Below are 13670 nucleotides of genomic sequence, written 5' to 3'. Positions count from 1 at the left end.
TCCGTACCCGGCGCAAAGGGACGCATCTGCATCACGGAACGATAACGGGTCTAGTCCAAGCGTCGAGGGCTGTTCACCGGGGCGTTGCCCGTCGGATCCTCAAGGGTCATGGGCCGTGCCCACCGTTGAGGTGTGAGAGTCATAGTCGTCGGAGGCGGCGTGGTCGGCACCATGCACGCCTGGCAAGCAGTCCAACGCGGCCACGAGGTCGTCCAGATCGAGCGAGAAGCGGAGGCCCGCGGCGCGTCACTGCGCAATTTCGGCCAGATCTGGGTCAGCGGGCGGGCCGGGGGCGAGGAGCTCGACACCGCCCTGCGGGCCCGCGAGCTCTGGGAGCGCATCGGCGCGGAGGTGCCCGGCCTGGGCTTCCGTGCCATCGGCTCCCTCACCCCCGTCCGCAACTCCCTTGAGTACGCGGTCGCCGAGGCGGCCGTGGCCCGCCCCGACGCCGCCGCGCGCGGGTACGAACTGGTCACCGCCGAGCAGGCGCGGAAGATCAACCCGGCCCTGCGCGGCGACTTCGAGGCGGCGCTGTGGTGCGAGCGGGACGCGGCCGTCGAACCGCGCACCGCCCAGCTCCACCTGCGCGAGGCGCTCCGGGCGACCGGCCGCTACACCTTCCTCCCGGGCCGCGAGGTCCGCGAGGTGACCGGCCCCGGCGCCGTCCGCGACGACCACGGCGACGTCCACCGCGGCGACGCGGTCGTCCTGGCCACCGGCGCCTGGCTGTCCGGCCTCGTCCGCGAGCTGGTCCCGGAGCTTCCCGTGCGCCGCGTCCGGCTGCAGATGATGCAGACCGCCCCGCTCGGCGAGCCGCTGACCACCTCCGTCGCGGACGCCGACAGCTTCCGCTACTACCCCGCCTACCGGTCCGCCGCCCTCGACCGGCTGGGCGCCGAGCAGGCCCAGGCGCCGGTCGCCGCCGAGCACAAGATGCAGCTGCTGATGGTCCAACGCCAGGACGGCGGCCTGACCATCGGCGACACCCACGAGTACGAGCACCCCTTCGCGTTCGACACCCTCGAAGACCCCTACGAGCACCTCACCGAGGTGGTCGAGTCCTTCCTGGGCCGCCCGCTGCCGAAGATCCGCCACCGCTGGGCGGGCGTGTACGCGCAGTGCACCGACACCACCCGCGTCGTCCACCGCCAGCAGGTGGCCGACGGCGTCTGGCTGGTGACCGGACCCGGCGGGCGCGGCATGACCTGCTCGCCCGCCATAGCCGAGACCACCGCTGACGAACTGGGCTGGTAACTCAGATGACCGAGCACACCAAGAACACCGAGCACACCGAGAAGAACCTGATCGTCCTCGACATGGCCGGCACCACCGTCGCCGACGGCGGCCTCGTCGAGCGCGCCTTCGAGCGCGCCGCCGAGCGCCTCGGCGTCGAGGCCGGCACCCCCGACCACGCCGCCAAGCTCCAGTACGTCCGCGACACCATGGGCGAGTCGAAGATCTCCGTCTTCCGCCACCTCTTCGGCACCGAGGAGCTCGCCCAGCGCGCCAACTCCGCCTTCGAGGAGGCGTACGGCGAGCTCGTCGACAGCGGCCTGATCGCCCCGGTCCCCGGAGCCCGCGAGGCCATCGAGAAGCTCCGCGCCGACGGCCGCACCGTCGTCCTGACCACCGGGTTCGCCCGCGTCACCCAGGACGCCATCCTCGCCGCCCTGGGCTGGCAGGGCCTCGCCGACCTGACGCTCTGCCCCGCCGACGCGGGCGGCCGCGGCCGCCCCTACCCGGACATGGTGCTGGCCGCCTTCCTGCGCACCGGCGCCGTGGCCGGCGTACGCGAGATCGTCGTCGCGGGCGACACCGCCTACGACATGCTCAGCGGCGTCCGCGCCGGAGCCGGGATCGTGGCGGGCGTCCTCACCGGCGCCCACGACCGCGCGGCGCTGGCGGAGCACGGCGCGACGCACGTCCTCGGCTCCGTCGCCGAACTCCCCGCGCTCCTGGCCCGGGAGTCCGGCTCGTGAGCGGCATCCGCTTCGACTCGGTCTGCGTCGCCTACGGCGGCAACACCGTCCTGGACTCCCTCGACCTGACCGTCGAGCCCGGTGAGGTGATGGCCCTGCTCGGCCCCTCCGGGTCGGGCAAGACCACGGCGCTGCGCGCGGTCGCCGGTTTCGTACGGCCCGTCGCGGGCCGGGTGCTGATCGGCGGCCGGGACGTCACCGCGCTCCCGCCGTACAAGCGCGGCATCGGCATGGTCGTCCAGCAGTACGCGCTCTTCCCGCACCTGCGGGTGGAGGACAACGTGGCGTTCGGCCTCAAGGCGCAGAAGGCCCCCAAGGCCGAGATCCCCGGCCGCGTCGCCGAGGCGCTGGAGATGACCGGCATGGCGGCGTACGCCAAGCGCTACCCGCGCGAGCTCTCCGGCGGCCAGCAGCAGCGCGTGGCCATCGCCCGCGCCCTCGCCATCCGGCCCGGGGTGCTGCTGCTGGACGAGCCGCTGTCCGCGCTCGACGCGCAGCTGCGCTCCGGGATGCTCGCCGAACTGGCCCGGCTCCACCGCGAACTGCCCGACGTCTCCATCCTGTACGTCACCCACGACCAGGTCGAGGCGCTCACCCTGGCCGACCGGATCGCCGTCATGGACAAGGCCCGGCTCCAGGACTGCGGCACCCCGCAGGAGCTGTACCGGGCCCCGCGCACCGAGTTCACCGCGTCGTTCGTCGGCAACGCCAACCTCCTGCCGGTGACCGTCGCCGACTCGGGGGCGCTCTTCGCCGGGCGGGCGCTGCAGCTGGACCGTGGACGGGCCGCGCCAGGCTCCACCGCCACCCTGTGCGTACGGCCGCACCTGCTCGGCCTCGGGGCCGGGCCCAACGCGCTGACCGGCACCATCGCCGAGGTGCAGTGGCGGGGCTCGACCCACCGGCTGTACGTCGACGTCGACGGCCACCGCGTCAAGGCGGACCTGCCGGAGCTGCGCGAGACGCCCGCGCTGGGCGACACGGTGACGCTGCACTTCGAACCGCGGGACGCGGTCCTGCTGTCGGCGGGGGTCTCCGATGGCTGAGGTCCCCGCCCCGGCCGCCGCGACCGTCCCGCACCAGGCCCGGTCCGAGGGCGAGGGCCGGTCCGAGCACCAGAACGGGGGCAAGACCCGGACCGTACGAAGCTTCGCGCCGGGCGGCCCCGACGGCCCGGGCGGAGCCCCAGGCGGCTTCGCGGCCCCCGCCGCACGGGCGCCCCGTACCGTACCCGGCTGGCTCTGGTCCGTACCGCCCGTGGCCGTCCTCGCGCTGGTCTTCCTCTACCCGCTCGCGCTGGTCGTCCAGCAGTCCCTCACCCCCGAGAACGGCGGCGGGGCCTTCGACGCCTACGCGCAGGTCTTCGCGTCGCACGCCTTCCGCGAAGCGCTGGGCACCACCGTCTGGCTGGCCGTCGGCGCCACAGCCGGCTGCCTGGTCCTCGGCTTCGTGCTCGCGCTGGTGATCGCCTTCGTGCCTTTCCCCGGGTCCCGCGGCGTCGCGAAGTTCATCGACGTGTTCCTCTCCTTCCCCTCCTTCCTCATCACCCTCGCCCTCCTCTTCATCTACGGCACCGTCGGCATGGCCAACGGCGCCTGGACCGGCCTCACCGGCGCCGCCGAGGGGCCCTTCCACTTCCTCACCACCCCTTGGGGCGTCCTCCTCGCGGAGATCACGTACTTCACCCCGTTCGTGATGCGTCCCCTGCTCGCCGCCTTCTCCCAACTGGACACCGCCCAGCTGGAGGTCGCCGCCGGCCTCGGCGCCCGGCCCGCCCGGATCGTCCGGCAGGTGATCCTCCCCGAGGCGCTCCCGGCCCTCGCGGCAGGCGGCAGCCTCGTCCTCGTCATGTGCCTCAACGAGTTCGGGATCGTCCTGTTCACCGGAGCCAAGGACGTCACCACCCTCCCGATGCTCATCTACGGCAAGGCGATACTCGAATCCGACTACTCGGCCGCCTGCGTGGTCGCCGTCGTCAACATCGCGATCTCCGTAGGTCTGTTCGGCCTCTACCGGGTGGTGAGCAAGCGTGCTGGTGCATAGCAAGGCCGGCCGCTGGGCCGCCTGGAGCCTGTTCGGTCTCCTCTTCCTTCCCCTGTTCGCGCTGCCCCTGCTCGTGGTGGTCGCGGCCTCCTTCTCCACCCACTGGTCCGGCGCCTTCCCCTCCGGCCCGACCACCGGGAACTACGCCTCCGCGGTGCGGGGCGAATCCCTCCAGGCCCTGACCACCAGCCTCGTCACCGCCCTGGCGGCCAGCCTGCTCGCACTCACCGTCGGCACCTGGGCCGCGCTGGCCGCGGCCGGCCCCCGAAAGCGCGGAAAGCGGGCCCTGGACGCACTGTTCATGCTGCCCGTCGCCGTGCCGTCCGTGGTCGTCGGCCTCGCCGTGCTCGTCGCCTTCAGCCGGCCGCCGCTGCTCCTCAACGGCACCAGTTCCCTCGTCATCCTGGCGCACACGATTCTTGTCACGGCGTTCGCCTACCAGTCGGTCGCGGCCGCGATCGTACGACTCGACCCCGCGTACGAGCAGGCGGCGGCCTCCCTCGGCGCCCGCCCCGCGTACGTGCTGTGGCGGGTCAAGCTGCCTCTGCTGCTGCCGTCCCTCACCGCGGCGGCCGGGCTCTGCTTCGCCCTGTCCATGGGTGAGCTGAGCGCCACGATGATGCTCTACCCGCCGGACTGGATGCCCCTTCCGGTCCGGATCTTCACCGCCACCGACCGCGGTTCGCTCTTCAGCGGCTCCGCCGTCGCCGTGGTCCTGCTGGCCACCACCCTGCTGGTCCTGCTGGCCGTCTCCCGCATCCGCACCAGAGCCTCGTACCGCTGAACCCCTGCTGATCCCCTGCCGACTCCCTTTCCCCGTGAGGAAGTTCCATGCCCAGCAAGCTCCTGCTCCGCACCGCCGCCGCCGTCACCGGCAGCCTCGCCCTCGCCGTCTCCCTCACCGCCTGCGGCGGCGCCTCCGCCACCGACTCCAAGGACGGCGGCGAGAAGGTCGTCACCGTCTACAGCGCCGACGGCCTCAAGAGCGACAAGGGCGACGGCTGGTACGACAAGGTCTTCGCCGACTTCACCAAGAAGACCGGCATCGAGGTCAAGTACGTGGAGGGCGGCTCCGGCGAGATGGTGCAGCGGGCCGTCCGCGAGAAGACCAACACCCAGGCCGACGTACTGATCACCCTCCCGCCCTTCATCCAGCAGGCCGACGGCAAGGGTCTCCTCCAGGCCTACAAGCCGCAGGGCTCCGACAAGGTCAACGGCGCGAACAAGTCCGCAGACGGCAAGTGGACCTCGGTCGTCAACAACTACTTCGGCTTCGTCTACAACAAGAAGGAGCTCGCCGAGGCCCCCAAGACCTGGGAGGAGCTGCTGGACGCCGAGTACAAGGGCAAGCTGCAGTACTCCACCCCGGGCGTCGCGGGCGACGGCACCGCCGTCCTCATCAAGTCGATGCACGACTTCGGCGGCAAGGAGCCGGCGGCGGAGTACCTGAAGAAGCTCCAGGCCAACAACGTCGGCCCGTCCTCCTCCACCAGCAAGCTGGCGCCGAAGGTCGACAAGGGCGAGCTGCTCGTCGCCAACGGCGACGTCCAGATGAACTTCGCGCAGTCCAAGTCCATGCCGAACCTGGGCATCTGGTTCCCGGCCAAGGACGGCGGCAAGCCCACCACCTTCGCCCTTCCGTACACGGCCGGCCTCGTGGACAAGGCCCCGCACACCGAGAACGGCAAGAAGCTCCTGGACCACCTGCTCAGTGAGGAGGCCCAGCAGCTGGTCAGCGGGGTCGGCGGCGGCTTCCCGGCGCGTACCGACGTCAAGCCCACCGACGCCAACGCCGTCGAACTCACCAAGATCATGACGGGTGTCGAGATCTTCGAGCCGGACTGGGCCGACATCGACAAGAACCTCGCCACCTACGTCGACGCGTGGAAGTCGGCAACCGGAAGCTGACCGGTCACCCCCCGGTCATCCACGGCCGGGACAGTGACGAATGCATAACGGGTCTGGACCGAACGCGACGTCGGTGCGGACCCGGCGCATGTCCCCGCAGTGCCCGCAGTGCCCGCACAGTCCCGCACGTCCACCGCTCACTTGCTCCCAGGAGGAGTACGTGTCCACTGTCCTGCCCGGACGCACCGGCAGCCTCGCCGTGGCCGCCACCGCCACGGCCCTGCTCGCCACCGCCCTCGGCGTGCACACCGCCACCGCCACCGCCGCCGACGCGGCCGCCACCACCGACAAGGTCCTCGTCATCGGCATCGACGGCACGGTCCTCGACCGCGTCAAGGCCGCCAACGCCCCGAACCTGAACGGTCTGATGGCCCAGGGCCTGACCGCCCGCAGCACCCTGTACGCGAACCCGATGGCCGCCACCTCGTCGGGCCCCGGCTGGTCCACCATCGCCACCGGCGTATGGCCCGACAAGCACGGGGTGAAGGACAACTCCTTCACCGGCAAGAACTACGCCGCCTACCCGGACTTCCTGACCCGCATCGAGAACGCCAACCCGGCGCTCAACACGTACGCGGCCGCCGACTGGGAGCCCATCACCTCCACCGACGCGGGCGGCCCGGTCTTCTCGGCCAAGGTCGACAAGCGCCTCTCCCTCAAGGGCGACCGCGACGGCTACGGCCCCGAGGACCCGAAGATCGCCGCCGCGGCCTCGGCCGAGCTGCAGGGCCAGAACCCGGACGCCGCCTTCGTCTACTTCGGCCAGGTCGACGGCGCCGGACACTCCTACGGCGCCGCCAGCCAGCAGTACCTCGACGCGATCGCCCGCGTCGACGTGATGGTCGGCCAGCTGCTCACCGCCGTCCAGAACCGCCCGACGTACGCCCAGGAGAACTGGAAGATCCTGGTCACCACCGACCACGGCCACACCGACGCCGGCGGCCACGGCGGCTCCAGCATCCAGGAGCGCGGCACCTTCGTGATCGCCAAGGGCGCGGGCATCCCGGCCGGTTCGGTGCGCAGCGACGTCAAGCTGGTGGACGTGGCCGCGACCGCGCTCCAGCAGGTCGGCGTCGCCACCACCGGGCTGGACGGCGTCCCGCTGAACGCCCCGGACGACGACCCCTTCGACACCCTGCGCCCCAGCCTCCAGGGGCGCGTGGACGAGACGGGCATCCCTTCGGGCACCAAGGGCTTCACGCACACCCCGCCCGCCGGCTGGTCCGTCGACAACTCCAAGATGGGCACGGGCGGTGTCACGGAGTGGGCCGGCTGGGCCTTCGCCACCGACGAGTTCTGGAGCCAGGCCCAGCGCGACCAGTGGCGCGAGCTGAACGTCCGCTCCCGTGACGTCTTCGCCGTCGCCGACTCCGACGAGTGGGACGACAAGAGCCACACGGGCAGCTACGACTCCACCCTGATCACCCCCAAGTGGGCGGTCACCGGCGGCACCACGCGCACCCTGACCTTCCAGACGCACTACCGCCAGGAGGCCGGGCAGACCGCCCAGGTCCTCGTCTCGTACAACGGCGGTGCGTCGACGGCTCTCAAGAGCTACACCGCCGACGCCGTCGCGAAGAGCGAGTCCCTCGCCCTGCAGATCCCGGCCGGCGCCACCGACGTCCAGATCCGCTTCCGCTACGCCGGCAGCAACAACTGGTACTGGACCGTCGACAACGTACGCCTGGTCTGATCCAGCCCCCAGGGGTCCGGGCTGTGGACGGGCGGAGCGTCCCCGGCCCGGCCCCGATAGGGAGGTACAGGCCAGCGGTCCCAGGTCAGCGGCCCAGGGCCGCTTCACCGCCCACTGCGGGACGGGCAAATTCAAGGCGTCGGGACCTTGGTGACTTTGGAACCGATCTATTTTCGCCGCAGGGGTCACAGGCCGCCAAGAGCGGAGAACAGTCCATTGACCTCGCCTCCCCGCGCTGAAGCACGGGGATTCTCCGTCCGTCCTGGGCTCGCGTGAGCGGCCGTGGACCACGGTGTTTCCTGGTTCCTCCCAACGGATGTCGGGGTTGTGCGCGTTGCCTGGCTGCTGCCGGGTCTTATGTGCGCTCCGCAGGCGTTTACTCGCGCCGTTGCCGGCGTGAGGCCCCCGGTCCGGGGGTGTGTGGTTCTGCCGCCATGAGGATGCGGCGGCCTTCGTTGCGGACGTTGAGTCCTGCGTTCCAGTCCCGGTCGTGTCGGGTGTCGCAGTTCGGGCAAGTCCAGGTGCGGATGTGCAGCGGCTTGGGGCCGTCACGGAACCCGCAGGCGGAACATATCTGCGAGCTTGGGAACGTCTGGTCCACCTTCGCAAATGACCGCCCCCGCCGGATCGCCTTGTATTCGCAGAACATCACGAACTGCGCCCAGCCCGCATCATGGACGCTTTTGGCCAGCCTCGTTCGCGCCAGTCCACGCACGTTCAGGGTCTCCGTGAAGACGGCTTGGTTCTCGCTCGTCAGCTTGTGGGACCACTGGTGATGGAAGTTGCGGCGGCTGTCCGCGACCTTCGCGTGAGCGCGGGCGACCCGTACACGGGCCTTGTCCCGGTTCTTCGATCCCTTCGCTTTGCGCGACAGCTCCCGCTGTCGCTTCTTCAGTTTCTTCTCCGCCCGCCGCAGATACTTCGGCGAGACGACGTGCGACCCGTCGGCCAGGACCGCGAAGCGGGTCAGTCCCAAGTCGATGCCCTGGTCCCCGTCGGTGGGCGGGAGCATGTCGGCGGCCGGATCGGTTTCGACCACGAAGGAGACGAAATACCGGTCGGAACGGTCCTTGACCAAGGTGACCGACGACGGATCGGACGGCAGATCCCGGCTCCACTCCACCTCGACGTCACCGATCTTCGGAAGTGCGGGCCTGGACGATGGCCAGGGCGTCGTTCCAGACCGCACGCCGGCACCCGAACACCCGGCGGGCACGTAGGGCCTGACCGGGCGTCGGGTAGACGCGGTACTGGTAACGAAGCTGCATACAGATCACCGTACGACAGCTCGATTATCGGCGAGCGCCTTACGGTCGTACCGACAGAAAGTGGACGTTTCTCGTGCACGTGCATGCGGTTTCGTGACGCATTCCGGCGCAAAGTGTGCGCCGACTTCGAGATCGAACTGGTGGAGTTCAGCAGCGGGAACAACCACGTCCGCTTGCTGGCGAACTTCCTTCCCAAGGTCGCCGTCTCCAAGCCGGTCAATTTCCTCAAGGGCGTCCCCTCCCACCACCTGCGCCAGTCGGCGGGGCTCCCCCTGTCGATCGTCCGCCGGTACATCGAAATCCAGAACCGTCTGCTCTGAACTGCGGGTCAGAGCAGACGTGAGAAGTCATTCCCTATCGCCCTGAAGGGTGCTGCTCCTGGCTAGAACTGGTGGCAGAGTAAAGCGGGTCGAATCCTGGCTCACCGACATGGACGGGTCCTCATTCACGAGGGCGCCCCGATCTCCGGGGACATCCTGACCGACCACGAGCCCGATTACGTGGTCCTGGGCGAGACCGGGACGACCAGTGGCGACCAGCGGTCACCAACAGAGCGGGCTCTCTCGAGGTACCGGGAGGGCCTTCTCTGTGTCTATGGGGAGGATCAGATGCGGTCGACGAGATCCGCGATCGAGTCAACGACCGTGGTCGGCCGGTACGGGTAGCGGTCGATGTCGCCCCGGCCTGTCAGCCCCGTGAGGACGAGGAATGTCTCCATGCCGGCCTCCAGCCCGGCAAGAACGTCCGTGTCCATACGGTCGCCGATCATGGCCGAGGTCTCCGAGTGCGCCCCGATGGCGTTCAGGCCGGTACGCATCATCAGCGGGTTGGGCTTGCCGACGAAGTACGGGTCCTTCCCCGTCGCCTTCGTAATGAGCGCGGCCACCGCGCCGGTGGCCGGAAGCGCCCCCTCGGCGGACGGGCCGGTCTCGTCGGGGTTCGTGGCGATAAAACGGGCGCCCGCGTTGATCAGGCGGACAGCCTTCGTCATCGCCTCGAAGGAGTAGGTTCGCGTTTCACCCAAGATCACGAAGTCGGGCTCGTGGTCGGTGAGGATGTAGCCGATGTCGTGCAGGGCGGTGGTCAGGCCGGCCTCGCCGATGACGTAGGCGGTGCCGCCCGGAGCCTGATCGTGGAGGAACTGAGCCGTGGCCAGGGCCGAAGTCCAGATGTTCTTTTCCGGCACTTCCAGGCCGATGCGCGTCAGCCGGGCGTGCAGGTCCCGCGCGGTGTAGATCGAGTTGTTGGTCAGCACCAGGAAGGGCTTACCCGACTCGCGGAGCTTCTTGATGAAGGCGTCGGCACCGGGGATGGGCACGCCCTCGTGCATGAGCACGCCGTCCATGTCGGTGAGCCACGATTCGATGGGCTTGCGCTCTGCCATGGGGTACGGACTCCTGCCGTTGAGGGGTAACTCGTGAGTCGATCATTTCACGCTGAGCAGGCAGTCGGACTTGGGGGCTATAGACCTCTTTGATGATTGATAGGCGCGTCCGATGATGCGCACCGGCCTCAACGCCATCGGCGCGCACTCGGAGACCAGCGCGATGATCGGCGACCGGATGGACACCGACGCGCTGGCCGGCCTGGAGGCGGGCATGCAGACCTTCCTCGTCCTCACCGGCCTGACCTCCGTGGCGGACACCGAGAAGTTCCCGTACCGGCCCACCAGGACGGTCGACTCGATCGCCGACCTGGTGGACCTCGTTTAACGCCTACGGCTGACACGTACGGCGCCGCTCCGGATGCGGAGCGGCGCGCCGCGCGTGAATCTCCTTGTTGAGGAGGTTCACCATGCGCAGTGTTCAGATCGCTCTCCGTGCCGCCGGGGTGGCCGTCGCCCTGACGGCGTTCTCCGCGGTGACCGCGCCCACCGCCCTCGCGGGCGAGGAGGACCGCGGTGACCGTGGCGACCGCGGCGGCGTCTCGGTCGATCCGAACCCGGCCGCTCCGGGAGCGCAGGTCAAGCTGCGCGTCAACGGCTGTGACGGCACCAGGGGCTCGGCCAAGTCCCCGGTCTTCACGTCGGACGTCGAGCTGTTCGGCCGCGACGGCGGCCGCAGCCCGCTCTACGGCGAGGCCATGATCAGCTCGCACGCCTCGCCCGGCTGGCACTCCGTCCGGGTGACCTGCGACGGCCACGACAAGGTGAGCGGCTCCATCCAGATCTCGCACCGCGAGCCGTCCCACCACGCCTCGCCGGTGTGGCCGGTCCACGCGGGCGGCGGCGGCATGTCCGCCGAACTCGCGGAGACGTCCCGGCTGGCCGCGGCGGCGAAGAAGGACCACGGGGGCGACGGGCCGGGGATGCCGCACACGGTGATCGGCGCCATCCTGGCCGCCGTCGCGACCCTGGCCGTCGCCGGCCGGGCGCTGACCCTGCGCCGCCGCCGCAGCGGTGACTGAGCGAGGCACGATGAGTGAGGGCAAGGCCTCCGGTGGAGGCCGGCTGCTGACCTTCGCCGCCTGGTCGGTGCTGGTGCTGGGCCTGTGGCTGTGGGGCCGCCAGATCACAGGGGTCCCGGCCCCGCTCGCCGGCCAGGCCGGCGGGGTGGTCGGCCCGGGGCTGCCCGCGGCGCACGCACCGCTGGCAGCGGCCTCGCCCCAGCGCGTCGACGTGCCCTCCATAGGTATCCAGGCCCCGGTGATATCCCGCGGCCTGGACGCGGACGGGGCGATCGAGCCGCCCCCGTACGACAGCCCGGGCACGGTGGGCTGGTGGGGCAACGGCGTCCGGCCGGGGGCGGCCGGGGCCGCGCTGTTGGTCGGGCACGTGGACACGAAGTCCAAGCCGGCGGTGTTCTACGGCCTGAGCTCGGCGCAGCCGGGCGACAAGGTGCGGGTGGTGCGGGCGGACGGTTCGGTCGCCGAGTTCACCATCGAGGACGTAAAGGTCTACGAGCGCTCGGGCTTCGACCCGCACAAGGCGTACGGCCAGCGGATCAAGGGCCGGGCCGAGCTGCGGCTGGTGACCTGCGGGGGCTCCTACGACAAGGCGGCCAAGGAGTACACGGCGAACGTGGTGGTCTCCGCCTACCTGACGGGCTCGGGAGTCCGGCCGGGCACGGCGGCGTAGCCGACGGGACGCCTCCGTACGGGCGAAAACGGAGCGTGACGAAGAAGCCCCCCGCAGCTTTCGCTGCGGGGGGCTTCTTCCGTCTGTGCGCCGCCAGGGACTCGAACCCCGGACCCGCTGATTAAGAGTCAGCTGCTCTAACCAACTGAGCTAGCGGCGCTTGCTGACAGGGAAAACTCTACCCCACCTCTGCGGGTGCTCGTAACCAGCCACGCCCGCCTTGTCCGATTAACCCATGTTTGGCGGGTTTATCGTGCACGATATGTCTGCGCCGTACCGCATCTGATGCCCCGCCAGACGCGGTCCCGGCTGACCAGTGGACGAGCAGGGGAGTGGACGGAACCGCATGACGATGCAGCCTCCGACGCATGTGCCGATGCCGATGCCCGTTTTCCAGGAGTACGAGCCCGCGGGTGACTGTGCGTGCCGGGGCTGCGTCCAGCGCCGCCGTTCCCTCGCCCGCGCGCGGGCCATACCGCTACGGGACGGGGGCCACCGCGCCGCCCGCGGGGCCCGCCGGGCGCTGGTCCTGGCCACGGCCGCCGGAGTGGTCCTGGGCACGGGCGGCGGAGCCGCGGTGGCGGTGAGCACCCCGCCCCCCGGACCCGTGGCCCTGGACGACCCCGGCTCCCCGCAGGGCGGTCGTACCCCGCTGCACGGGCCGAAGGGCGGGCCGGTCGGCCAGCCCGGTGCGCCCGCCGCCGTGAAGCGGATCGACCGGACGACGATCATCAACCGGGCGAAGCTGTGGCTGGACGCGAAGGTCCCGTACAGCATGTCCGAGTACTGGACGGACGGGTACCGGCAGGACTGCTCGGGCTTCGTCTCCATGGCCTGGAACCTCGGCACCAACGAGTGGACCGGCAGCCTCGACAAGTTCGCCACCAAGATCGCCAAGGACGACCTGCTGCCGGGGGACATGCTGCTCTTCCACAACCCGGCGGACCCCAACAACGGCTCGCACGTCGTCATCTTCGGAGGCTGGGCCGACGACACGCGCACGAGCTACATCGCCTACGAGCAGACGCGGCCCACGACGCGGAAGCTGGCCACGCCCTACGGCTACTGGGCCAACGCGACGAAGTACCTCCCCTACCGCTTCAACGGTGTGACGGGCGGGATCCTCCCGGAGGACCCGGTGCCGGGCCCGAAGCCCGGGGATTCGACGGTGTTCCCGGGCACGGCGAAGTTCGGCCCGGGCGCGACGAACGACCACGTGGCCCAGCTGGGCCGGATGCTGATCGAGCGCGGCGCGTACCGCTTCTACCCGAAGGGGGCCGGCCGCACCTGGACGGAGGCCGACCGGCTGGCCACCCAGGCCTTCCAGCGCGCCCAGGGCTGGACGGGCGCCGACGCGGACGGCATCCCGGGCGCGCAGACCTGGCGCCTGCTGGTCGAGCACCAGGGCAAGGACATCCCGCCGACGGTGGACGCCGCACCCGCGCCGGGAGGCGCACGGACCTACCCGGGGGCCTCGGTGTTCCGCCCGGGCGTGTCCCACGCGGCCGTCACGGCCCTGCGCCGCCAGCTGCTCAAGAAGGGCTTCGGCAAGTACTACACATCCGGTCCGGGCCCCAGCTGGGGCGAGGCGGACCGCCGCAACGTCGAGGCCTTCCAGCGCGCGCAGGGCTGGCGCGGGGCTTCGGCCAACGGCTACCCGGGCCCGGAAACCTGGCGCCGGCTGTTCGCATGACGGAGGCAAG

The 13670-nt window shown here is 70.5% G+C and carries 15 protein-coding genes and 1 tRNA gene; 12 read left to right on the top strand and 4 right to left on the bottom strand.

The features are described from left to right. The first annotated feature begins 132 nt into the window (after window positions 1-132). From OG429_RS15330 to OG429_RS15300, 7 genes are all read left to right on the top strand, one after another. Window positions 133-1254 carry a TIGR03364 family FAD-dependent oxidoreductase gene (locus OG429_RS15330; RefSeq protein WP_328925889.1) on the top strand — a complete coding sequence of 374 codons (1122 nt, stop codon included), beginning with the start codon at window positions 133-135 and terminating at the stop codon, window positions 1252-1254. A gap of 5 nt (window positions 1255-1259) precedes the next feature. Next, window positions 1260-1979 (top strand): phosphonatase-like hydrolase, encoded by a 720-nt coding sequence (locus tag OG429_RS15325; RefSeq protein ID WP_328925888.1) that lies wholly within the window; start codon window positions 1260-1262, stop codon window positions 1977-1979. Further along, the gene (locus tag OG429_RS15320) at window positions 1976-3025 is read left to right on the top strand and encodes an ABC transporter ATP-binding protein (protein WP_328925887.1); all 1050 of its coding nucleotides are present in this window, start codon (window positions 1976-1978) and stop codon (window positions 3023-3025) included. Before OG429_RS15325 ends, OG429_RS15320 begins: the two co-directional genes overlap by 4 nt. Then, the gene (locus OG429_RS15315) at window positions 3018-4022 is read left to right on the top strand and encodes a 2-aminoethylphosphonate ABC transporter permease subunit (RefSeq protein ID WP_328925886.1); all 1005 of its coding nucleotides are present in this window, start codon (window positions 3018-3020) and stop codon (window positions 4020-4022) included. The genes OG429_RS15320 and OG429_RS15315 overlap by 8 nt, the downstream gene beginning before the upstream one ends. Beyond that, window positions 4009-4806: an ABC transporter permease gene (locus OG429_RS15310; protein WP_328925885.1), complete on the top strand. Its 798-nt coding sequence runs from the start codon at window positions 4009-4011 to the stop codon at window positions 4804-4806. Before OG429_RS15315 ends, OG429_RS15310 begins: the two co-directional genes overlap by 14 nt. 47 nt (window positions 4807-4853) lie before the next feature. Further along, window positions 4854-5930 carry a 2-aminoethylphosphonate ABC transporter substrate-binding protein gene (locus OG429_RS15305; RefSeq protein WP_328925884.1) on the top strand — a complete coding sequence of 359 codons (1077 nt, stop codon included), beginning with the start codon at window positions 4854-4856 and terminating at the stop codon, window positions 5928-5930. Between the two features lie 160 nt (window positions 5931-6090). Further along, window positions 6091-7623: an alkaline phosphatase family protein gene (locus tag OG429_RS15300; protein WP_328925883.1), complete on the top strand. Its 1533-nt coding sequence runs from the start codon at window positions 6091-6093 to the stop codon at window positions 7621-7623. 376 nt (window positions 7624-7999) lie between these two features. Here the strand turns inward: OG429_RS15300 and OG429_RS15295 are convergent, their stop codons facing one another. Then, entirely contained in the window at window positions 8000-8812 is an 813-nt protein-coding gene (locus OG429_RS15295) for an RNA-guided endonuclease InsQ/TnpB family protein (protein WP_328925882.1), read from the bottom strand. Continuing rightward, the gene (locus OG429_RS15290; protein WP_328925881.1) at window positions 8754-8891 is read right to left on the bottom strand and encodes a helix-turn-helix domain-containing protein; all 138 of its coding nucleotides are present in this window, start codon (window positions 8889-8891) and stop codon (window positions 8754-8756) included. The genes OG429_RS15295 and OG429_RS15290 overlap by 59 nt, the downstream gene beginning before the upstream one ends. 83 nt (window positions 8892-8974) lie before the next feature. On the opposite strand from OG429_RS15290, the gene OG429_RS15285 reads away from it, so the two are divergent. Continuing rightward, window positions 8975-9211: a transposase gene (locus OG429_RS15285; protein ID WP_328925880.1), complete on the top strand. Its 237-nt coding sequence runs from the start codon at window positions 8975-8977 to the stop codon at window positions 9209-9211. 284 nt (window positions 9212-9495) lie between these two features. On the opposite strand, the gene OG429_RS15280 is transcribed toward OG429_RS15285, so the two are convergent. After that, complete coding sequence (locus tag OG429_RS15280) at window positions 9496-10275, bottom strand: HAD-IIA family hydrolase (protein WP_328925879.1); 780 nt, start codon at window positions 10273-10275, stop codon at window positions 9496-9498. A gap of 115 nt (window positions 10276-10390) precedes the next feature. Between OG429_RS15280 and OG429_RS15275 the strand changes: the two genes are divergently transcribed. The 3 genes from OG429_RS15275 (at window position 10391) to OG429_RS15265 (ending at window position 11967) form a co-directional block, all read left to right on the top strand. Beyond that, window positions 10391-10603, top strand: a complete 213-nt coding sequence (locus OG429_RS15275) for an HAD hydrolase-like protein (protein WP_405681420.1) — start codon at window positions 10391-10393, stop codon at window positions 10601-10603. A gap of 82 nt (window positions 10604-10685) precedes the next feature. After that, window positions 10686-11297, top strand: a complete 612-nt coding sequence (locus OG429_RS15270; RefSeq protein WP_328925878.1) for a hypothetical protein — start codon at window positions 10686-10688, stop codon at window positions 11295-11297. A gap of 10 nt (window positions 11298-11307) precedes the next feature. After that, window positions 11308-11967 (top strand): class F sortase, encoded by a 660-nt coding sequence (locus OG429_RS15265; protein WP_328925877.1) that lies wholly within the window; start codon window positions 11308-11310, stop codon window positions 11965-11967. Window positions 11968-12053: 86 nt separating this feature from the next. Here OG429_RS15265 and OG429_RS15260 read toward each other — a convergent pair. After that, window positions 12054-12127: transfer RNA gene (locus OG429_RS15260), tRNA-Lys, on the bottom strand. 216 nt (window positions 12128-12343) lie between these two features. Between OG429_RS15260 and OG429_RS15255 the strand changes: the two genes are divergently transcribed. Then, window positions 12344-13660: a peptidoglycan-binding protein gene (locus OG429_RS15255; RefSeq protein WP_328925876.1), complete on the top strand. Its 1317-nt coding sequence runs from the start codon at window positions 12344-12346 to the stop codon at window positions 13658-13660. Window positions 13661-13670 lie beyond the last annotated feature (10 nt).

The sequence above is a fragment of the Streptomyces sp. NBC_00190 genome (assembly GCF_036203305.1).
Taxonomy (GTDB): Bacteria; Actinomycetota; Actinomycetes; order Streptomycetales; family Streptomycetaceae; genus Streptomyces.
Note: the sequence above shows the minus strand (reverse complement) of the source record. Positions and strands in the feature narration are given on the sequence as shown.